This window comes from Lysinibacillus sp. NPDC097287, assembly GCF_044761695.1.
Lineage (GTDB): Bacteria > Bacillota > Bacilli > Bacillales_A > Planococcaceae > Lysinibacillus.
In genome coordinates this window covers 212,651-233,526 of the sequence record NZ_JBIWCX010000001.1, presented here as the reverse complement: position 1 = coordinate 233,526, position 20,876 = coordinate 212,651, and the positions used below count along the sequence as shown (strand labels likewise).

Annotated in this window: 19 protein-coding genes; 7 read left to right on the top strand and 12 right to left on the bottom strand. The window is 37.1% G+C overall.

What is annotated here, in order from left to right:
- Positions 1-719: 719 nt before the first annotated feature.
- Complete coding sequence (locus ACIQ2D_RS01055) at positions 720-1,598, bottom strand: LysR family transcriptional regulator (protein WP_402858063.1); 879 nt, start codon at positions 1,596-1,598, stop codon at positions 720-722.
- 140 nt (positions 1,599-1,738) lie between these two features.
- Here ACIQ2D_RS01055 and ACIQ2D_RS01050 point away from each other — a divergent pair, with 140 nt between their 5' ends.
- Positions 1,739-3,763, top strand: coding sequence for an alkyl/aryl-sulfatase (locus ACIQ2D_RS01050; RefSeq protein ID WP_402858061.1), 2,025 nt, complete (start codon positions 1,739-1,741; stop codon positions 3,761-3,763).
- A 262-nt stretch (positions 3,764-4,025) separates the two neighbouring features.
- Here the strand turns inward: ACIQ2D_RS01050 and ACIQ2D_RS01045 are convergent, their stop codons facing one another.
- Genes ACIQ2D_RS01045 through ACIQ2D_RS01035 form a run of 3 tightly spaced genes read right to left on the bottom strand, consistent with a single transcriptional unit; the run spans position 4,026 to position 6,040 of the window.
- A complete protein-coding gene (locus ACIQ2D_RS01045; protein WP_402858059.1) occupies positions 4,026-5,294 on the bottom strand; it encodes a PTS ascorbate transporter subunit IIC in 1,269 nt (422 codons plus the stop codon).
- Positions 5,295-5,321: 27 nt separating this feature from the next.
- Positions 5,322-5,585 carry a PTS sugar transporter subunit IIB gene (locus ACIQ2D_RS01040; RefSeq protein ID WP_402859181.1) on the bottom strand — a complete coding sequence of 88 codons (264 nt, stop codon included), beginning with the start codon at positions 5,583-5,585 and terminating at the stop codon, positions 5,322-5,324.
- The gene (locus tag ACIQ2D_RS01035) at positions 5,585-6,040 is read right to left on the bottom strand and encodes a PTS sugar transporter subunit IIA (RefSeq protein ID WP_402858057.1); all 456 of its coding nucleotides are present in this window, start codon (positions 6,038-6,040) and stop codon (positions 5,585-5,587) included. Before ACIQ2D_RS01035 ends, ACIQ2D_RS01040 begins: the two co-directional genes overlap by 1 nt.
- Positions 6,041-6,344: 304 nt before the next feature.
- Between ACIQ2D_RS01035 and ACIQ2D_RS01030 the strand changes: the two genes are divergently transcribed.
- Positions 6,345-7,610 carry a M48 family metallopeptidase gene (locus ACIQ2D_RS01030; protein ID WP_402859178.1) on the top strand — a complete coding sequence of 422 codons (1,266 nt, stop codon included), beginning with the start codon at positions 6,345-6,347 and terminating at the stop codon, positions 7,608-7,610.
- Between the two features lie 115 nt (positions 7,611-7,725).
- Positions 7,726-8,541, top strand: a complete 816-nt coding sequence (locus ACIQ2D_RS01025; RefSeq protein ID WP_402858054.1) for a YitT family protein — start codon at positions 7,726-7,728, stop codon at positions 8,539-8,541.
- A gap of 48 nt (positions 8,542-8,589) precedes the next feature.
- Here ACIQ2D_RS01025 and ACIQ2D_RS01020 read toward each other — a convergent pair whose 3' ends face one another.
- Both ACIQ2D_RS01020 and ACIQ2D_RS01015 read right to left on the bottom strand, forming a co-directional pair.
- Positions 8,590-8,934 (bottom strand): GIY-YIG nuclease family protein, encoded by a 345-nt coding sequence (locus ACIQ2D_RS01020; protein WP_402858051.1) that lies wholly within the window; start codon positions 8,932-8,934, stop codon positions 8,590-8,592.
- Between the two features lie 16 nt (positions 8,935-8,950).
- Positions 8,951-9,706, bottom strand: coding sequence for a DUF2087 domain-containing protein (locus ACIQ2D_RS01015; protein ID WP_402858048.1), 756 nt, complete (start codon positions 9,704-9,706; stop codon positions 8,951-8,953).
- Between the two features lie 311 nt (positions 9,707-10,017).
- Here ACIQ2D_RS01015 and ACIQ2D_RS01010 point away from each other — a divergent pair, with 311 nt between their 5' ends.
- Together ACIQ2D_RS01010 and ACIQ2D_RS01005 are read left to right on the top strand one after the other, a co-directional pair.
- The gene (locus ACIQ2D_RS01010; RefSeq protein ID WP_402858045.1) at positions 10,018-10,524 is read left to right on the top strand and encodes a hypothetical protein; all 507 of its coding nucleotides are present in this window, start codon (positions 10,018-10,020) and stop codon (positions 10,522-10,524) included.
- Between the two features lie 381 nt (positions 10,525-10,905).
- Positions 10,906-11,571: a DUF2642 domain-containing protein gene (locus tag ACIQ2D_RS01005; protein ID WP_402859175.1), complete on the top strand. Its 666-nt coding sequence runs from the start codon at positions 10,906-10,908 to the stop codon at positions 11,569-11,571.
- Between the two features lie 394 nt (positions 11,572-11,965).
- On the opposite strand, the gene ACIQ2D_RS01000 is transcribed toward ACIQ2D_RS01005, so the two are convergent.
- Genes ACIQ2D_RS01000 through ACIQ2D_RS00985 form a run of 4 tightly spaced genes read right to left on the bottom strand, consistent with a single transcriptional unit; the run spans position 11,966 to position 14,634 of the window.
- On the bottom strand, positions 11,966-12,841 hold the full coding sequence (locus tag ACIQ2D_RS01000; protein WP_402858042.1) for an ABC transporter permease: 876 nt from the start codon (positions 12,839-12,841) through the stop codon (positions 11,966-11,968).
- The gene (locus ACIQ2D_RS00995) at positions 12,838-13,761 is read right to left on the bottom strand and encodes an ABC transporter ATP-binding protein (protein ID WP_402858039.1); all 924 of its coding nucleotides are present in this window, start codon (positions 13,759-13,761) and stop codon (positions 12,838-12,840) included. Before ACIQ2D_RS00995 ends, ACIQ2D_RS01000 begins: the two co-directional genes overlap by 4 nt.
- Positions 13,761-14,183 (bottom strand): DUF3021 domain-containing protein, encoded by a 423-nt coding sequence (locus ACIQ2D_RS00990; RefSeq protein ID WP_402858036.1) that lies wholly within the window; start codon positions 14,181-14,183, stop codon positions 13,761-13,763. Before ACIQ2D_RS00990 ends, ACIQ2D_RS00995 begins: the two co-directional genes overlap by 1 nt.
- Position 14,184: 1 nt before the next feature.
- Positions 14,185-14,634 carry a LytTR family DNA-binding domain-containing protein gene (locus ACIQ2D_RS00985; RefSeq protein ID WP_402858033.1) on the bottom strand — a complete coding sequence of 150 codons (450 nt, stop codon included), beginning with the start codon at positions 14,632-14,634 and terminating at the stop codon, positions 14,185-14,187.
- A 210-nt stretch (positions 14,635-14,844) separates the two neighbouring features.
- Here ACIQ2D_RS00985 and ACIQ2D_RS00980 point away from each other — a divergent pair, with 210 nt between their 5' ends.
- A complete protein-coding gene (locus ACIQ2D_RS00980) occupies positions 14,845-15,852 on the top strand; it encodes an AbrB family transcriptional regulator (RefSeq protein WP_402859172.1) in 1,008 nt (335 codons plus the stop codon).
- A 249-nt stretch (positions 15,853-16,101) separates the two neighbouring features.
- Positions 16,102-16,602: a pyridoxamine 5'-phosphate oxidase family protein gene (locus tag ACIQ2D_RS00975; protein WP_402858030.1), complete on the top strand. Its 501-nt coding sequence runs from the start codon at positions 16,102-16,104 to the stop codon at positions 16,600-16,602.
- 293 nt (positions 16,603-16,895) lie between these two features.
- Here the strand turns inward: ACIQ2D_RS00975 and ACIQ2D_RS00970 are convergent, their stop codons facing one another.
- Positions 16,896-18,587 (bottom strand): methyl-accepting chemotaxis protein, encoded by a 1,692-nt coding sequence (locus ACIQ2D_RS00970; RefSeq protein ID WP_402858027.1) that lies wholly within the window; start codon positions 18,585-18,587, stop codon positions 16,896-16,898.
- A gap of 476 nt (positions 18,588-19,063) precedes the next feature.
- Positions 19,064-20,758 (bottom strand): methyl-accepting chemotaxis protein, encoded by a 1,695-nt coding sequence (locus ACIQ2D_RS00965; RefSeq protein WP_402858024.1) that lies wholly within the window; start codon positions 20,756-20,758, stop codon positions 19,064-19,066.
- Positions 20,759-20,876 lie beyond the last annotated feature (118 nt).

Here is a 20,876-nt window from a genome sequence, read left to right as displayed (position 1 = left end):
AAATGAATAAGACTATAAAAAAGGTCACCACAACTCATCCAAAGAAAAGAGGTCTTCCCTATGAGTCAGTTTAAAACAGAAATCGTCGAGGCTCTAGTAAAAAAACAAGAGATTACCGAGTTTTTTCGTACACACTTAGAAACAGTATGTCTGTCTGCTTAGAAAGGGTTTCTCCCCTTAAGTGAAGCATAAAGCGTTTAATTAAAGCAATGAAGATTAATGCCTCTTATTCTTCCATTTTAATTGTTTCAGGTGCATTGCATGCTTTGCAAATTTTTAAAAAATACAAGTCATTGTTTTATTAGGGTGGGGGAGCTTTTATAGGGGGTACCATTGCTATAACAATTCCAATGCATCATTGGATTTTTAGAAATTCATTTTAAGGATTATATTTTTGCCGAGGGGAATAGATCTGGAGAAATATTAAGAGAGTAAAGCAATACGCAACGTGCAACCTTAGATAATATGGTTGCAGAAAGACTCTTGCAGGAATAGTAAGAGGGCATATAGTCTTTTTCACAGTATAAATTATTAGTAATTGTTCATTAAAGTTTGGCAACTGGTTGATAGATTGGATTGGGTAAAATAAAGCAGTTAAATTATTTAATAAGGATGCCTTAGCAATACAGTTATTTAAAAATATTAATTTTCAATTAGCTGTTTTAATTCAAGAAGACTATTTTATTCTGTTTAAATGCTTTAAGCGACAAAACGATAAATTAAGCCTTCTCGAAGTATTCAATGATATAGTCTTTAAACTGTTGTGCTTCGATTGAAAAATAATTCTTATTAGACCACGAAAGTCCCATCGTTCGTTTCCAATTAGATTCGTTAATTTCAATTTTTTCCGGCAGAAGATGAGAAGCTCTTTTCCAATCTCTTTCAGAAATAAAAGTAACACCTATTCCCCGTCTTATCAGTCCAATAAGTGCTTCTGGATCGTTTACTTCTAAACTAGTATTTGGTGTAAATCCAGCTTCTTTACATAGTTTATCCGTTAGTTCTCTAAAGCTATTCTCGGTATTCATAAGGATAAAGGATTCATTTTTAATCTCGCTAATACTTATACTTTTTCTTCCAGCTAAGTAGTGATTAGTTGGGACAATCAAATAAATATCCTCTGTAAATAGTGGTTTCCATTCAATGTTAGGACTATTAAATGGAAAAGGTGATATGAAAAAGTCTAATTCTCCAGCTTCAAGTTTACTTTTCAAGACTGAAGAAGACCCATTTATTTGTTGAAAGTGTAAATGAGGAAATCGATTTAAAAAAGGACTTACTAATTTAGGTAAAACATTTTTAAGTGTCACTGCAATTTTTATGCTTACTTTTTTTGTTCCTTCAAAATTTTGCACTTTACGTTTTCCGATATCTAATTCCATAAAAGCTTTATTTACATGTTCAAGAAATACTTTTCCATTAGCATTCAATTTGATATTACGCCCTTGACGATCAAATAATGATACGCCAATATCCTCCTCTAGCCGAGCAATTGTTTTACTTAGGGAGGGTTGAGCAATTTTAAGTTCCTCTGCTGCTTTTGTAATATGTTCGTACCGAGCTACGGTTTGAAAATATTTTAGTTGGAGTATTTCCATGTAATTTCCTCTCTTTCCAATAGATTTGAAGGAATTAGCTGATAATGAATTATGTATTATACACAAAAACAATTTTTCTTCATAATAGCTATATATACAGTTAGGAATTTTCAGAAAATATTTTTTAGGAGGGTCTGTAAATGTCCAAAAAATCCAAAGAGTTTTTAAAGAAAATTTCCAAAGTAGTACCCTTATCAGTAGCTTTCTGTTTATGTGCAAGTTCGGTAAGTACAGCTTATGCTACCAAAAAGCCTAAGCCAATTCAACCGAAAGATGCAACTTCTTTTACAAAGGAAGCAAATGCTTCTGTTTATAACGAGTTAAATTTTGCTGATAAACAAGATTATGAAGATGTACATCGAGGGTTTATTGCTCCGTTAGATCCATCTATAAAAACAGACAAAGGGGAGGTACCTTTGGATCTAACCAGATTTAGTCGGATTACTAACGGGGGAGAAGCACCGGATACAGTAAACCCTAGTTTGTGGCGTAATTCTCAGCTTCAAAATGCAGGCGGATTATACAAAATTCGTGATGGAGTATATCAAGTTAGAGGGCTAGAAATAGCAAATATGATTATTATGGAAGGCAAAAATGGAATTGTTGTTCTTGATACGATGACGTATAAAGAAAATGCAAAAACAGCATTAGAACTATATTTTAAATATAGAGGGAAGAAACCAGTAACGGGTATTGTAATCAGTCATAGTCATATGGATCACTTTGGGGGCATTGCTGGTGTAATGCAATATGCGGAAAATCCTAATATTCCGATTGTTGTACCTGATGGATTTATGGAAGAAGCTATTAGTGAAAATGTATTATTAGGAAATATAATGGCAAGAAGAGCACAATATCAATTTGGTAATATACTTCCTGTAGGATCAAAAGGAATGGTCTCTAATGGTGTTGCGGCAGTTGGTAACGGATTCAACGGCGTCTCTACAATTTTAAAACCGACAAATATTATTCAAGAAGACGGTGAAAAGTTGGATATTGATGGGTTGAACTTTGAATTTTTAATGGCTCAAGATACAGAAGCTCCGGCTGAGATGAACGCTTATGTTTCTACTAACAAGACATTGTGGATCGGTGAGATTGTTAATCAGACTCTCCATAATGTGTACACTTTAAGAGGTACGAAAGCTCGTGATGCACTGGCATGGTCGACTGCAATTGATAAAGTAGATAATTATATTCAAGATAAAGAGATTGATGTTTTAGTAGGTTCACATAATTGGCCAACTTGGGGAAAAGATCAAGTAGAAGAGTTAGTGGATAAACAACGCGATTTGTACAAGTATTTGCATGATCAAACAATACGTCTTGCAAACGAAGGATATACGATGGATGAAATAGCTGAAATGATTAAGTTACCAGATAGTTTGGCTAAGTATTGGGCGAATAGAGGTTACTACGGAACAGTTAAACATAATGTGAAGGCAATATATAATTACTATTTAGGTTATTACAATAGTAATCCATCAGATTTAGACCCACTTCCACAAGTTGACACTGCTAAAAAATATGTGGAGTATATGGGTGGAGAAAAAAATGTAATGAAACAAGCTGAAGCTGACTATAATGAGGGTCAATATCGTTGGGTCGCACAAGTATTGAAAAATGTTGTGATGGCAAACCCGACCAATGAACAGGCGAAAAATCTATTAGCTGATGCGTATGAACAATTGGGTTATCAAGCTGAATCAGCTATTTGGAGAAATGAGTATTTAACGGGTGCATCTGAGTTACGTAATGGCATTGATCGAGATTACTATATTCAACATAAAGCTAATACTTCAGGAATTACAGCATCAATGCCTGTACAGGATTTCTTGAATTTATTATCAGTTAAGTTAAATGGTATGAAGGCAGATAAGAAACACACAACTATTAACTTAAATGTATCTAATACAGATGAGAAATTTGTACTGACTTTAGAAAATTCTGTTTTACATTACAAAGTAGGTCAGGTTAGTACAGATGCTGATACGACCATTACATTAGATAAGGGTACTTTATTTGGTTTAGGTGCAGGTGCAATTACAATTGATCAAGCAGTCGGTACTGGGAAGCTTGAAATTGTTGGTAGTAAGGACAAATTAGTTGAATTACTTTCACTATTGGATACATTTGATCCAGTACCTAACATTGTTACTCCTTAATAAGAATTTAAATGATTTAACTTTCTCTGATGTATTTAATAATCCCACTTAACGCTAAAGTTAAGTGGGATTTAGTTTGATTTGGAAATTAGTATCTATATAGTCTACTCAATCAAATGCGATATTTGTTGAGTTGTTGAAAGGTATTGGTTATGGCATGCTAGCTTATCACAATTATGATTATTGCTGATGTGTTTATCATTATTTTTTTGGGGGAAAAAGATGAAATGTAATTGAGTAAAGAAATTTTATAGAAATGCAATTAAACCGCGCCGAATAATTTCAAAATATTAATAATGACAATACCGACAATGCCGAAGTCTGAATCACCAAATGTTGTACCTTCGTAACCGATATCGCCCATGAATATAAGCAGAATAGCTGGTATGAAGCTGATGATTACGCCATTAGCGAATGCACCAGCCATGGAACCGATTCGTCCACCAGTCGCATTCCCAAATACCCCTGCGGCTGCGCCAGTGAAGAAATGAGGCACAAGCCCAGGTACAATTACTTTTAAGCCTAAAAGTGGGAGGGCGAACATTGATAGCAATCCTGCTAGGAAGCTGAACAAGAAACCGATGATTACGGCATTTGGTGCAAAAGGAAAAATAGTTGGGCAGTCTAATGCAGGTTTTGAATTAGGTACGACCTTGTCTGCAATACCTTTGAATGCAGGAATAATTTCTGCAATGAGCATACGTACACCTGCTAAAATAATGTACACACCTGCAGCGAAGGTGATGGCTTGAATAATAGCGAAGACGATGAAGTTAGAACCGCCAGATAACTCTGTTTCAATATAAGATTGCCCTGCAAATAACGCCACAATGATAAAGAATAAAGTCATTGTTAAGGATACAGCGACGGACGTATCTCTTAAGAACCCTAGAGATTTTGGGACTTTAATATCCTCCGTTGATTTTCCTTTGTTTCCGAACAGCTTACCGATTTGAGCAGATACATAATAACCAACACTGCCAAAATGGCCGACAGCAAAATCATCGCTACCAGTAATTTGACGCACGAATGGTTGTAGCATAGCAGGGAAAACGACCATACAAATGCCTAGTAAAATAGAGCCTACAAGTATGAGCGGAGCACCACTCATACCACCAACTGATAGGGAAGCGGCGATTAAACAAGCCATAAATAATGTATGATGACCAGTTAAAAAAATATATTTTAAAGGCGTGAATCGCGCTAAAAGTAAGTTCGTGACCATACCAAATACCATAATCATTGCAGTGGATGTACCAAATTCCGTTTGAGCTGCCGCTACAATTGCTTCGTTGTTCGGGATAACCCCCTGCACATTGAATGCATGATCGAACATTTTACCAAAATGATCTAATGATCCAATTAAAACGGCTGCTCCAGCACCCAAAATGACGAAGCCCATAATTGTTTTTAACGTACCTGAAAGAACCGTTGAAGCTGATTTCTTTTGAATGAGTAAACCGACTAATGCGAATAGACCGACTAGTATGGCTGGGGTACCTAAAATGTCATTGACAATAACATCTAACATACCAACACCTCATCCTATTCAAATTTTTCATAGAAATGGTTCGAGCTTTAGTTTAATCTCCGAAACATTCATCATATTGATGATGCTCACAATTTTTCCTTTACTTTCGTCCAATCGCTCGACAATATCTCCTGCACCGATAAAAATATCTGCCTTTTCAGTTATGGCTGATGTTAAATCAGTGTGGGTTACCATTGCTGTTTTTCCGAGTTCAGTGAGCGCCTTTTCCACATTCAATTGCATAATGAAGCTACTGCCTAACCCATTTCCGCATACCACTAAAATTTTCATCATAACCTCTCCCCTGTAGAAAATTGTTTTATTTTATTGAGAATTTCGTCTGTATGCTTGCAGGCGATAACGATGTCGATTTGAGATGGATCATGTATAACTTGCGCTAGATCGACTAATGCCTGCAGATGGGACTCGCTATCTGTAGCAGCTAAAACAAAGATTAAATAAACCGGCTTATCTGGTGCGAACAGTACTGGGTTTTGTAAGTGTAATAAGCTCATGGATAATGCTTTGACGCCATCGGTTGGTCGTGAATGTGGAATGGCTACTTTGGGTGTAAGTACGACATAGGGACCGTATTTTTCTATGGACTGAATCATCGCTTGTATATAGCGGTTTTCTATTTTGTTCTGTTGCAATAATGGTGCTGAAGCTAGGCGAATTGCATCCTGCCACGTGTTTACTTTGTCGGCAATTTGAATTGTGTCTGTATTTAGTAACTCAGTTAGCAAGCAGAAATACCTCCTTTCAAAAGGAATCAAAAAAGCTTTCTATTCATGTTATTAATGCAAGGGAGGCAATTATGTCATGAAGGGGCTTAATTTTAGGGGTTTTGTTGAATGAAGGAGAGCTGTATTTATCTATCTATTTTAGAGACATTTTTGTATGCAGTAATTTTCAGAGGGGAATACGGAATTCGTGCCTCCTAGATGAACAGTAAATAAAAGATGAAATAAACAAGGACAAACTTGTTCTAACTTTTTCAATTTGGCTTACACTTACTATAGGATGAAAGTGAGTAAGGGAGGAAATAGCATAGTTAAAAAATGGGGAATTGTTTCGCTGATTTTATTCGCCTTATATGTTCTTTGTATGTATTTGTATATTTTTCATAGTGGTGGTGGTACTATACCACAAGCTTTGCAAGGGACAGCTGCGGATCCAGCAATATTTATGTCTGAGCGTGAACTATTTCTAAGTGGAGAATATTCAAAGATTAGAAATTTACTCTTCTTTGTTGTGACGCCGTTAGAATGGCTAGTATATTTTTATATTTTGATAATGGGACTTTCACGATGGTTTGAAAAAGTTTCAATTTCACAAACAAAATGGAAATTTTTGCAAAATGCAGCCTATTTATTTTTGTTATCGCTGTTTTTGTTTATTGTGTTATTCCCAATAGATTATTATCGCTATACGTTAAGTAAAAGCTATGGCATAAGTACACAAGACTTCTCTTCTTGGATGAGAGATGGTGTCATTGATTTTTGGGTGAACTTTGGCATGTCCGTTATTATTATATCGGTGCTATATTGGCTCATCAAAAAGAGTACAAAAAGATGGTGGCTCTATGCTTGGTTGTTAACAATTCCTTTTTCCATTTTCCTGATGTTTATACAGCCAGTTGTCATTGATCCTCTTTATAATGATTTTTACCCATTGAAAAATAAAGAATTAGAGACGCAAATTTTAGCGCTCGCCGAAAAAGCAAATATTCCCACAGAGCATGTTTATGAAGTGAATATGGCGGAAAAGACCAATGCATTAAATGCCTATGTAACGGGCGTTGGGAGCAATTCGAGAATTGTGTTGTGGGATACAACCTTAAACCGCTTAACGGAAAATGAAATTCTGTTTATCATGGCACATGAGATGGGGCATTATGTAGAGAAGCATATTTATTTTGGCATAGCGGGCTATTTGTTAATGACGTTGGTTGGACTATGGTTAACCGCAAAGTTAATGACATGGATGATTGCGCGTTATGGCCATATATTAAACATAATAAAGGTAAATGATATTCGCTCCTTACCACTGTTTTTCTTAATTACATCTGTATTATTATTCGCCTCAAGTCCTCTTTCTAATTATATTTCGAGATACCAAGAAACTAGGGCTGATGAGTATGCAATCGAGTTAATAGGGAATCAAGGGGCTGCGGTGACTGCTTTTCAAAAGCTTACGAAAGCAGGCTTAAGTGAAGTGAACCCACCATTACTTGTAAAATGGTTCCGCTATTCACACCCAACGATGCTCGATCGAATCGATAAAGTAGCTGAAAAAGAAGGACAGAAAAAATAAGCTTCACTATTCATGTTTGAAAAGAGCATATTGGATGTTAGGGTAGCGCATTTTGGGGTATTATAGGTAGAGAATGTATTAAATTTTTTTGTTTTAGAATGGTAGGAGAGTCGTTATGCGCAATATTATAATAATCATACTGGCATCAATTTTGGTTGGTTTTGCTTATAACTTTTTGCTAATTCCTCATGAAATTCTTAGTAGTGGTTTAAGCGGAATTGCCATTATGTTGGGGTTAGTAACGCCAGTGAATACAGGTGTTTTGAATTTTTTATTAAATCTTCCGTTACTGATTTTAGGAGTTATGAAATTAGGGAAACGGTTTATTGGGTATACCATTCTATCGGTCGTCGTACTATCGGTCAGCTTATTAGTCATTCCTGTTTACAAGTTAACAAATGAGCCACTCTTAGCTTCTTTATTTGGTGGTGTTATTACGGGCGTAGGGGTCGCAGTAATTTTCCGTGCCTCTGGATCATCTGGTGGCTTCGATATCGTAGCGATGCTTCTAAATAAGAAAAGGGATTTACCTTTAGGGGCATTAATTTCTGGGATGAATGCAGTAGTTGTATTGATTTCAGGCTTTATCTTTAGTTGGGATGCCGCACTGTACACGCTTGTATCGATTTACGCGACAGGCAAGGTGATCGATACGATTCATACAAGTCATATTAAACTTACGCTTATGATTGTCACAAGCAGAGGAGAAGAAGTGAAGAAGAAGTTACTGAGCAGTCTTTATCGTGGTGTGACGATCATGGATGCAGAGGGTGCTTATACTGGGGAAAGAAGAAAGGTGCTTTTCACGGTAATTACGCGCTACCAACTTGGAGAAGTAAAAGAAATGCTTAAAGAAGTTGATCCAACAGCGTTCGTAAACATCACACAGACAACAGAAGTTATCGGTATGTTTGATCGGGGAGGAAAATGAAGCGGCTACGTGAAAGATCATTTCACGTAGCCGCTTTATTACTGAATCTTAAGCATTGTAGCCATTTTCACCAAACGGATTTAGCGTGTCGAGCCATTTTTGTTCAAGCTTTTCCAATTCTTTTTTTGCATCGAAATAGCCTTCCTCTTTTTTCTTTAAATACTCAACAACTTCAATATCAAACGAATCCGCACCGAACGTATTGAAGTCAGCTTGTAAAGCCTTATTTGTATGTGTGTTTGTTTTCAGCATGAACTGAAAGCCATTTAAACGTTTTAAATTGTTGAAGCTTCCGACAAACACTTTACCATTCTGTTTGTTTGTCATTGTAAAAACGCCGGCTTCAATCGGTGTTTCTTTATATAACTCTTTCAATTGTTTCTTGTGATCCATAACGAGCCCCACTTTCTTATTTTTTCACCCAGTAAGCACTACCATCTTCTTGGCGGTCCATAAAGCCATATTCGATTAAATAACGACGAATTTGTACATAGTCCTCATAAATTGGTTGAATGATTTCGGTTAGTTCTTTTTCTGTATACTGTTTCGAGTCGTCCAGTAATTTCGTAATCGCACGTAGTACGACAATTTTATGTTTTTCACGTTTTGGGAAGCGTACAAGTTGCTGCCCAACTCCATTTGGGAAATACTTTTCGATTAGCTCTTGTTCCTCAGAAATCGTGACATCATAGCGTTCATCCACCATAGTAGCGGTTTTGTGGATGGGCACAAAGGTATCGGCTTTTTGATCTTTCTCCTTGTATAACTCCATCATGGCAAGGAAAATCTTTGCTTGACGTTCTTTTTCTTTTAACGCAAAACGGTGATGACGAATCGTTGTTGCACTACCAATCTCTAGCTCTTCTTTAATTTCTAAATCTGATTTCCCTTCATAAAATAAACGCAATATATGACTTTGATGATCTGTTAAGCCAGTCAATTTCTTATTTAAGCCATTTAGATAATGAAAAACGGACTGGTGCTCAGTTGTGATATGAAGTTGCATAAATTTTTCTGCTTCATAAAGGACATTTTCGTGTGGATAAATAATGCCTTTTTCAATCTTTTTACTGCAAAGTAAGCAAGTATAGTGATCATTTTCTTCAGTATAACCCTCTTTTATATCCTCTAAGGATGCTTGCCAAAATAGTTGGTCTAAATCCATGTTGATTCCCCTTTATTACAAACATAAATAAAAAACGTTTGTTTATTTATAAATAAAATAACAAATTGTTTGATAAAAATCAATGGGTAAGCATTTTTATATTTGGGGAATGAGATGTGACTAACTATTTTTGTGTGATATGTCACAACGATGGGGAAGAATTGAAATATAGGCACGTTCCATCATTTCGTTCATATTATATAGAGATAATCCTTTGTAAAACCTAAATTTTGCAAATTGGGCATTTGACATAGGTTTATTATTCAAGGACACATATAGATAACAAGACAATAAAATTAGGGGGCAAAAAAATGAACAAAGAATTTCTACTTTCTTTTAAGGATAAAGTTATAAGAGTAGATCGGGGAGGGCCAGAATCGCGTATAGGTCAATTACTGTCTGCTGAAGATGATCATTTTGCATTACTGACTGAAAAAGATGGTGTCGTTTACTATAGAACGCAGCATATTAAGAGTATTACAGTCAATTCGAAAGATGGCATGGAATTTAATGTTGTGATTCCTGAAAATTTCGAGTTTTCCATTGCTCCAGATTTTAAAACAGTTGTAGGTGGGTTAAAACATCAGTGGGTTAAAGTAAATCGTGGTGGTCCAGAAGCGTTAGAAGGGATTATGGATGAGGTTAGCGATGATTTTATAACGATTATCTCGAAAGATGAAATCATCCGTCTTGCTATGTATCATGTGCGTAACATTAGCTATGGCGTTAAGAGTGACAATGCGAATGATGAGAAAAATGAAAATAAAGACAAAGGCTCAAAAGACAATGATAATAATTCTAGAAATAGAAGAAGATAATCCGGCAAATGGGTTATTGTAGCTGCGTTTTTCTCTTTAAAGGTATTCCTATTTTTATGAAGTACTATGCTTAAATAAATTTCAACTATTTCTCTTACTACCCTCGGTTGATGCACATGACATTTATGAGGAATATGACCTGGAATACGTTTAAGATTTACTTACTAGTCTTATTTGTGACAAGAGTAGGTTTTTAGCAGTATTGCCAAATGGAATTACAATTGAAAGTATCGCTTTATTTTTCAAAGCAGTAGAGTGAGGACTGGATTGATGGACGCACTAAAGTTCCTTGATATTCCAATTGGCTTTTTTGCAACTTTACTTAGATTATATGTGGGTATGTGTACTATTCAACTGTAAAGGAGTGAGAAATTGAATAAAATGATTCAGAATCTTAATAAAGAAACAGTGAAATTGTATATATCAGGAAAAAAAGTACTTAAAGGAATAATTGTTGATTCGGGTAGTGATATGATTGTCCTGTACAACGGCGAAGATTATTATTACATCCCTAATAGTCATATCCATGAATTGAAAGTGGATGATTATAATGAGAATAACATTATAATGCCAACAGAAAACCCTGATATTGTTTTGAATAACAAGGATGAATTGACCTTAGAAAAAGTGCTTTCACATGCTGTAGGCATTTACTCTGAAATCTATGTGACTGGTAATCAGGCACTACATGGTTATATTTCTAATATTATGAGTGATTATTTTGTATTTCAATCCCCTATTTATAAAACGATGTATATTAAAACCGAGCATTTGAAATGGCTCATTCCATATACTGATAATCTATCCCCATATAAACTATCAGCTGCCGAATTTCCAATTCAACCTTTCAATGAAGCATTATCAAAAACGTTCGAGACACAAATTGACACATTGAAAGGTAAATTTCTCGTATTTAATCAAGGAGAAAAAAATAATTTTATTGGAAGAATGAATAATGTTAAAGGACACATCGTTGAGTTTCAAACAGCGAGAATGAATCCTATATATTTCAATCTTCTTCATATAAAAACGGTACATCAAGCTTAATTCTTTACTGTCGCTTTGAGCAGTTGAAATATAGCATAAAAAAATAAAAGCATGTCTTTGGAAAACAGCCACTGAATGGATGCCGTAGACATGCTTTTTTCTTTTGCAAATAATGTTATTTATCATGTGTATTGATTAACTAATTTTACCAAACGTAAATAATAGAAAAGGTGGATTTCCGCTACGGGCTACTCGCTTTCCTGCGGGCGAGCGCCGAGCCGCTTCCTCCGCGTTGCTCCGTGCAGGGTCTCGCCTGTCTCGCTTTCCCGCGGGAGTCGAGTAGCCCTCCGCTACAATCTATAAAGTTGGCATTAATAATATGGTTATTTTTCACAGAAATTATGAGAGAAAACGAAAAATAACCATACAATTATTCCTTAATGAACACGCCTGGTTATTTATTTTTCTTTTTGAAAATCATGATCGACAAAGTGGCTAGCACGACAATTGATACTAGAATGATTATGATGCTGGTCGTAGAACTTAGTAAATGTCCGTTAATGTCGTAGATAACGCCATAATTGACTTTGTATGCTTCGACTGTTGAAGATGGCGCGCCTTCGAAAACAGTCGTAATGGAGTTTTGCATAAAGGCATCTCGCAAAAGCACCGTAGTATGGCTGATTGGGAAGTACATAACTAGGTTTTGTGCAAAGCTAGGTAGCACGCCAACTGGTACGTAAACACCACATAAAAAGCCGATTCCTGTACCAAGAAGTGTGCCTAGTGTTGAAAAAGCATTTTGTGTGTTGACAAACTGCACAAGGAAAACATTAAAAATACTTGCTAATGTGACAGATAATAGTAAGATAGCAAAAACTTTAAAAAAATTAGCAAAACTGAGTAAACTGCCGCCAGTTGCAACGATGAAAATTTCACAGCCAATCAGTGCGACAAAGGAGAAGGCAAGCCCAATCAGAAAAGCATTTGCAACATAACTGAGTTGTATTGTAGCTCTGGATACAGGAGCGGTTAAAAAGTCTGCTGTTGCCTTCGTTTCGATATCCTTTACAGTAATTCCGAAGGCGGCAAGGGTGGTTGTCACAGCCATCATCGATAAAAGTCCAGCTACGAGCCATTCATTGACCATTGTCACCATCTCAGGTGTCGCCTTTGCTACCTGTTCAATAGCGTCAATTTGCATCTTTTGTAGGAAGATTGCGTAGAGGGCAATGACGATGATAACGGATAATAGTGAGAAAAAGACTTGAGTTTTATCTCGGCGAAATACTTTGTTATTGCGACTAACTAAACTAAGAAATGCGTTCATTCGGCAACCCCTCCATCTTCCATAATGTGAATAAAGACATCATCCATCGTCCCTTTAATGACCTCAAAGGATACTAATAGGGGCTCAGCCTTTTTCAGTAATGTTAGTGCATCTAGTGTAGAGTCAACCTTGATGGTATAAATCCCTTGTTTTTCGATGTATGGTAGCCCATTTTCAAGGAGCCACTTTTCACCGTCTGTTTCGTTGTGAAATACTAATGCCATTTGGTCGTATGCGTATGTCGTTTTGAGTGCATCTGGTGTGCCTTGTGCGACGATTTGGCCGTTTTTTAAGACAATGACTTGATGAGCGACAGCCGCTTCCTCCATATAGTGTGTTGTTAAAAAGATGGTCATATTAGTTTCTTGTTGTAATTTCTTGATGGCTTGCCATACGAACTGTCGTGTTTGTGGATCAAGTCCAGTTGTAGGCTCATCTAAAAATAAAATTTGTGGCTTATGGATTAGGGCACGCGCAATATCTGCACGACGTTTTTGTCCACCAGATAATGTGCCGTATTTTTTCTTTTCAATATCCTCTAGGTGGAGATACGTGGAGACGAACTGATAGTTAGCAGTGAGCTCAGCCTTTGTTAAACCATATGTCTTGCCACGATGAATGATATTTTCATAGACTGTGAGCCGTTCGTCGAGTAAGCTTTGCTGAAAGACGACACCGATGGATTTACGTATATCGGCATTATCATTTTTAGTATCGAGTGTGAAATCGTTAATGCGAACAGTCCCACTTGTTTTTTTAAGTAAGGTACATAAAATTTCAATAGTCGTCGATTTACCTGCACCGTTAGCTCCCAAAAAGGCAAAAAGTTCACCTTTGTTGACGTTAAAGGAGACGCCTTTAACTGCTTCGTGTGCACCATATTGCTTTCGTAAATTTTCAACTTGGATAGCAAATGTCATCAAAGGGTCCCTCTTCTCTTTTGAATGGATTTATTCATTTCCTTAATATCTAGCTTCAATAACACATAGATAATACACCAAGTGAGTATATAAATGATGACCATAGAAAGAAGGACACCTGCAACCGTAGAGAGATCTGAAATATCATACCATTCGCCGATATAACCAGCTGTTAACACACATATGGTAATGGCAATAAAGTGAATGAATAATAGAATCGTAAACGGTAAGCGTTCTGATTCTAAGATAAGTGTAATAAGACCAATGACTATGCCCATTACAGCTGCAATTGCGACTTGCTTAAGTAAATCTGCACCTGTCATCACTGCGTTCGGTTCAGAAAACACACTTAGCGACATAACCACATAGGAAGAACTTAGAGAGATGAGTAAACCGATGATTACCATACGTAAAACTTGCATATTATAATTCCCTCCCAATACCCAATTGACGTTTTAACTCTTTTAAATATTTACGACTGACATGAATAGAGACATCGTTATCGAGCACTAATTCTGTCGAGCCTATTTTGCCCATTTGAATGGAGGCAATTTTATTGATGTTAACAAGGGTCGATTTACTGACACGTGCAAAATCTTTGGCCAATTGATCTTCTAACTCATACAATTTGCGCTTCGATTCAAACTCCTGCTCTTCAGTCTGTAAAAAGACCTTCGAACCTTCCGCATAAATAGAATAAATATCATTAATTTTCAACATGTGAATTTCCTGCTGTAAGTAGCCGTCAATGATCGACGATTGTGTCGCTTGTAATTGCTTCATTAGTTTTTCAATTTGATCGTTATACTCTTTTGCATGGATGTGAATTTCAGTTTCTTGAAGCTCACTATTAATCGTTAAATGGATTTTCATTAGGGGCCTCCTTCCGTTAATGTAAATGTAACATAGAAAATTTTGGATAATACACATAGCTTGATAAGTGGTTAAAAATGATTTGTAACAGGTTGTTTTCAGCAGATGTAGTGCATGGAATGTAGTCGCTAGAAAAAGTACTTTTTTCCATGCATAATAGAACTATTCTATCGTAAAGGATTGGTGTAGGTGAATAAGGATTATAAAACTATGCTCCTTACGTTAATAGTTGGTTTTCTGGGTGTATTACTCTTTCGTTTTTTACATATTCCGATGGCTTGGCTGCTTGGCGCGATAGCAGCTGTGCTTTGTGTACAGTTATTTACGACAGTGCAGTTGAAATGGCATAAATTCTTTCGTGATTTTGGTTTAGTCGTTGCAGGTTATTCAATTGGCTATGCATTTACGCCTCAAGCGCTCCATGATATTAAACAGTATCTTGGAAGTATGATTGTGCTGAATATCCTCTTTATTTTGTTATTTATCGGCATTAGTTTTTTAGTCGCTAAGCGCACGGATTTAGATTTGGCGACGGCTTTGACTTGCTGTGTGCCAGGCGGTATGACACAGATTGTGGCATATGCTGAGGAGCAGGGGGGTATGGATATTGCTGCGATTACTTTTTACCAAGTACTGCGTGTGCTACTCATAGTTAGCTTTGTACCTTTAATAGTGGCTGGTACGAATGTAGGAAGCATTACAGAGGACGGGCATTATACTTGGGGGCTTGTTGGGGTGCTTGCTGTTTGTGGTATGGCAGGGTGGCTTGCGCAAAAGGGAAAGATTCCGACTGGCTACATGCTTGGCCCGGTCTTTTTACTGATGGGCTTGAATCTAGCAGGAGTTGATGTGCCAAAGATGCCGATGTCTCTACTACATATAGCGCAGCTTGTAATTGGCATTTATATTGGGCTTCTGTTGAAAAAAGAAGATTTGCATTTATCGAAGCGGCATATTTTTTATGCGTTTGTATCAGCGGGTATTTTTATTGGCGCAGCATATGGTTTTACGTTTGTAATGGAGGCATTATATGGACTTGATTTCGGGACGGGCTTTTTAAGCATTGTACCAGGTGGGCTCGACCAAATGGGCATTATCGCTGCTTCAGTACATGCGAACGTCACGATTGTTACAGCGTTTCAGCTTTTCCGAGTCCTAGTAGTGTCGATTTTGATTGTACCAATGGTAAAGTTTTTTGTGCAGAAATTGAGAGCATAGGTTGGCTATGTATAAAACGAAATTATGGTTGTTTCATATATTCCACGATGACAGATCAGAAGTATGAAAAAAGTATTTTTCATAAAGTTTCTATATATTAGTAACATTTTAACAAACTATTCCATTTTGGATGTTAAAGATGTATTATGAATGTATGTTTAAGTATTTCAATTTTCAAAAGAGATTGTATACAAAAAATTGATTAGCTAAACAGTAAGAACATTTATGACATTAGAGGAGTGGAGTAAGATGCGTGGTTTGATCGGAAATAAGAGAGTGGAAATATCGAAAGAAGAAGCACTCCAATTTTTAAAAACTGGACAAGTTGCACATGTTGCTTCGGTTGGAGAAGATGGATTTCCATATGTAATTCCATTTGTTTATGTGTATGAAGGGGAAGATAAACTATATCTTCATATTGGAAATATACGCGAAAGTCATTTTTGGACGAATATTAAAAGTAATTCTCAAATTAGTATCGAAGTAAGTGAGACGGGTGCTTTACATCCTGGTAAAAAGTATGCTTGCCAGTCTGCATTAGTTTATACAAGCGTTGTACTGTTCGGTACAGTAAAGCATATAACTGATGATTCAAAGAAAGAGTGGTTCTTTGATCGTTTGTTAGAAAAATACGGTGATCCTAAATGGAGATTTGAAAAGGAAGGTTATCCAGTCTTACCTAAAATTGAATTATTTGAAATACAAATTGAACAAGTTACAGGAAAACATAATGAGGGATTAATGCATTGAAAGTAACCAGCTTTAGAAGAGGCTTAATGGAACTAGTTCGCATTGGAAATGTATTGATAGAAAAACGAAAATCATCGTGATTGTTGCACGAGTCGGGGTGGTTATTTTTACTGTCATCAAAGTAGAACATACTTTAACGTCTAAAGATTTAATAGTTATTGAGCCATTTACAAGGGTGGTTTGGCTGTAATTGATCGGGGCTTAACAAGAAATAACAGTGTTACATCGAAATTGAGGTGATTAAAGAAAGGTTATTCAATATCAGTTTACTGATGATTGAATAACCTTTTTGCCTAATATTTAAATTGATGGATTAACGTGTGGAGATTTTCCGCGTTCTTGGATAGTTGTTCTGCGGCGTCATTAATGTCTTCCATTGATTGTAGATTTGTATCGGCAATTTGGGTAACAGAATTTGCCTGATGCCCAGCGTCAGTTGCGATTTTAGCTACCATTTGTGTTGAGGCATTTACCTGCTCAATACGAGCGTAAAGTTCTTCCGCAATACTGGACACCTCTTGGATTTTGCTAGTCACGAGTGTTACTTTTGTTGTGATTTCACCGAATGCAATGCTAGCAGTGTGCGCGACATTGGCACTAGCGGTTGCTTCCTGCTCACTTTGTAGCATATGCTCGCTCGCTTCCTTTGAGAGCTGTTGCATCGTGTAAATAGTTGAGGCAATTTGTGCGGCAGAAGTTTTGGATTGTTCGGCCAGCTTACGAACTTCTTCGGCAACAACGGCAAATCCCTTACCGTGTTCGCCAGCACGTGCCGCTTCTATGGACGCATTAAGTGCTAATAAATTTGTTTGGTCGGCTATGGCGTGAATGACCTCGATAATTTTTCCAATATCATCAGCGTGCGCATTAAGAGTAGTAACCGAAACAGTGCTATTATGTACAACGTTCGTCATCGAGCTCATTTGTGCTTGCATTGCTAGCACGGTTTCTTCGCCATGCTTTGCAGTGTTAAATGCATCAGTGACATATGTAGAAACTTCTTCATTGGCTTCTGTGACAAGGTTTATGCCACTTGCAATATCTGTCATTGTCTCCGCGTTTTCGTTGGCACTCAGCTTTTGCGTATTGGCACCGCTTGCCAGTTGTTGCATACTAGTAGTCATTTTTTTTGTTGTTGCTGTAGCTGAGCTTGCTGTTGCGGAAAGTTCTGTTGAAGAAGTTGACACTTGTGTTGCTGTTTCCTTGACGTTACGCATTAAAGTACGTAATGTGGTAAGCATTTCATTAAAGGCATTAGCAAGTGCTCCAACTTCATCTTTAGATGTAATCTCTAGTCGCTGAGTAGAGTCATTTCCAGAAGAAATCGTATCTAGCTGGACGATTAATCGTTTCAAGGGTTTTACAATGCTACGGACAAAAAGTGTGCCGATAAAAACAGCGATAATCGCAGAAATCAGTGCGATGACAGCCGTTTTGAGTAGCATTTTTTGTGCAAGCGCATTAATTTCTGCAGAAGGAACACCAGCAAATAGCATCCCAATTGTTTCGCCGTGTCCATTCTTAATTGGGTGATATTGTGTTAAGTAGGGCTCACCGATAACCTTAGCAGTACCGTTATAGTTTTTACCTTGTTCTAGTACTACCTTTGTGACGGCAGGATCGGCTGTTGTGCCAACTAAACGCTCGCCATCGACTGTAATATTCGTATTGACACGTGTTTCGCCTGCGAAAATGGTAATCGCTGCATCGGATAATTGTCCTAGCTTGTCTATTAAAGCTGTTTCGTCTGCGATTTTAACATCACCTTTATACAATTCGCCTTCTTGTAAATGCCAGTCTCCAGGAAAGGTTTGCTCTATATTGTATTCACTTAATGCGAAAATTTTTCCAAGGCGCGCATTGTATTCTTTTTCTAGCGTGTTTTTCATTTCACTTGTATTGACTAGACCTATAGCAATAATTACAAAAGTGATAATTGTCACAATCAGTACATTTAATTTCTTTTGCATACTTAAATTTTTCATAGACGACCTCCTGATTTTTTGCGCATAAGTAGGCAATAAGTTTAAGCTAATTAATATTTACTGCCATGTCAATGTATATTTAACTAAATGAAAACCCTTAGTTGGAAATTTTTTGTATTTATAGATAGTATATAACTACTTAATTTGTTTGTATATTTAAAATACAAATAATCTATAAAACTCACAATATATAAATCTTTGCTTATTGAAAGTGTTTTTTGTGCTACTATCAGGGCTCTTTACCGTAATCTGTACTTGTCTTTAATAGTAGCGTTGTTTGGAGCAGACGAATCCCACGACTTGCCCGCGGAAAGGGAGTGGGCAAGTCGCAAGCACATAATATGGTGTAGAGCCATTATAAGATTTAATTATTATGAGCAACACTTAACAAGAATAACGGCGTTACATCGAAATTGAGGTAATTAAAGAAAGGTTATTCAATGTCAGCTTTGCTGAAGATTGAATAACCTTTTTGCCTAATATTTAAATTGATGGATTAACGTGTGGAGATTTTCCGCGTTCTTTGCTAACTGTTCTGCGGCTTCATTAATGTCTTCCATGGATTGCAAATTTGTATTGGCAATTTCGGTAACGGTATTTGCCTGTTGGCCAGCATCGTTTGCGATTTCTGCCATTAATTGTGTAGAGGCATTTGCCTCTTCGATGCGCGCGTAAAGTTCTTCCGCAATACTAGACACTTCCTGAATTTTGCTTGTTACGGATGATACTTTTGTTGTGATTTCACTAAATGCAGTGCTTACGGTCTGGACGATATCGACACTTGAAGACGCTTCCTGCTCACTTTGTTGCATATGTTCACGCGCTTCTTTAGAGAGATGTTGCATTTTGTGAATTGTCTCAGTAATTTGTGCTGCAGAGGTTTTAGATTGTTCAGCTAGTTTGCGTACTTCCGCGGCTACAACGGCAAAACCTTTGCCATGTTCACCTGCACGTGCAGCTTCTATTGACGCATTAAGTGCTAGTAAATTTGTTTGGTCGGCGATGGCATGGATGGCTTTGACGATGTTTTCAATATCATCAGCATGGAGGTTAAGAGCGTTAATCGAGTTCGTACTGTCATGTACAGCTTTCGTCATCGCAATCATTTGAGCTTGCATGGCTTGAATAGTTTCCTCGCCGTGCTTTGCAGTGTCATAAGTAACGGATACATAATTTGAGACGTCCGCGTTTGCTTCTGTGACATGCTGAATACCAACGGCGATATCTTCCATTACCTCAGCGTTTTCAGTAGCGCTATATTTTTGTGTATTTGCACCGCTAGCTAGTTGTTCCATGTTTGCATTCATCTGTTGGGTTGTTGCTGTGGCTAAGCCAGCTGTAGTAGATAGCTCTACCGATGAGGCTGATACTTGTGATGCAGTATTATTCACATCACACATCATCGTGCGTAATGTGGCGAGCATTGCGTTAAAGGCATTTGCAAGTGCACCAATTTCATCTTTAGTAGAAACATTAAGCTGCTTTGTTAAATCACCTTTCCCGGCAGAAATCGTTTCAAGTTGAACGATTAGTCGCTTTAGTGGCTTTACAATGCCACGGATAAATAGGGTGCCAGCGATGATGGCGATAATTGCAGCAATGATGGCAATGGCTGTCATTTTTAGTTGCATTTTTTGTACAATCGCACTTATTTCAGAGGAAGGGATGCCTGCAAATAGCATACCTATCGTTTCCCCTTTTTTGTTTTTTATCGGTTGGTATTGTGTTAGGTATGGTTGACCAACTACCTCAGCATTACCGTTATAATTTTTACCTTGCTCTAGCACGGCTTTTGTAACGACGGGGTCTGCTGTTGTGCCAGTCGAGCGCTCCCCATCGATCTTGATGTTTGTATTGACGCGTGTGTCGCCAACGAAAATGGTAATAGCAGCATGAGATAGTTCACCTAGCTTGTCTATTAAAGCTGTTTCGTCTGTGATCTTAGCATCGCCTTTAAATAGTTCGCCATTTTCTAGGTGCCATTCTCCAGGTAATGTTTGCTCAAAATTAAATTCATTTAATGCAAATATTTGACCGAGACGTGCATTGTATTCTGCTGTTAGCGTATTTTTTACTTCCATTGTATTAACGACGCCAATTGCAAGAAGTACAAATATGATTATTGCAACAATCAACATACTTAATTTGTTCTGCATACTTAGATTTTTCATCGAAGCCCCTCCAAATTTTTTGCGCATAAATAAGCAGTAAGCCAAAACTAATTGAACTTACTGCAAATTCGTTTTTTGCTACATAAAACAACTATATTAGTTAGAAAATGCTATTTTT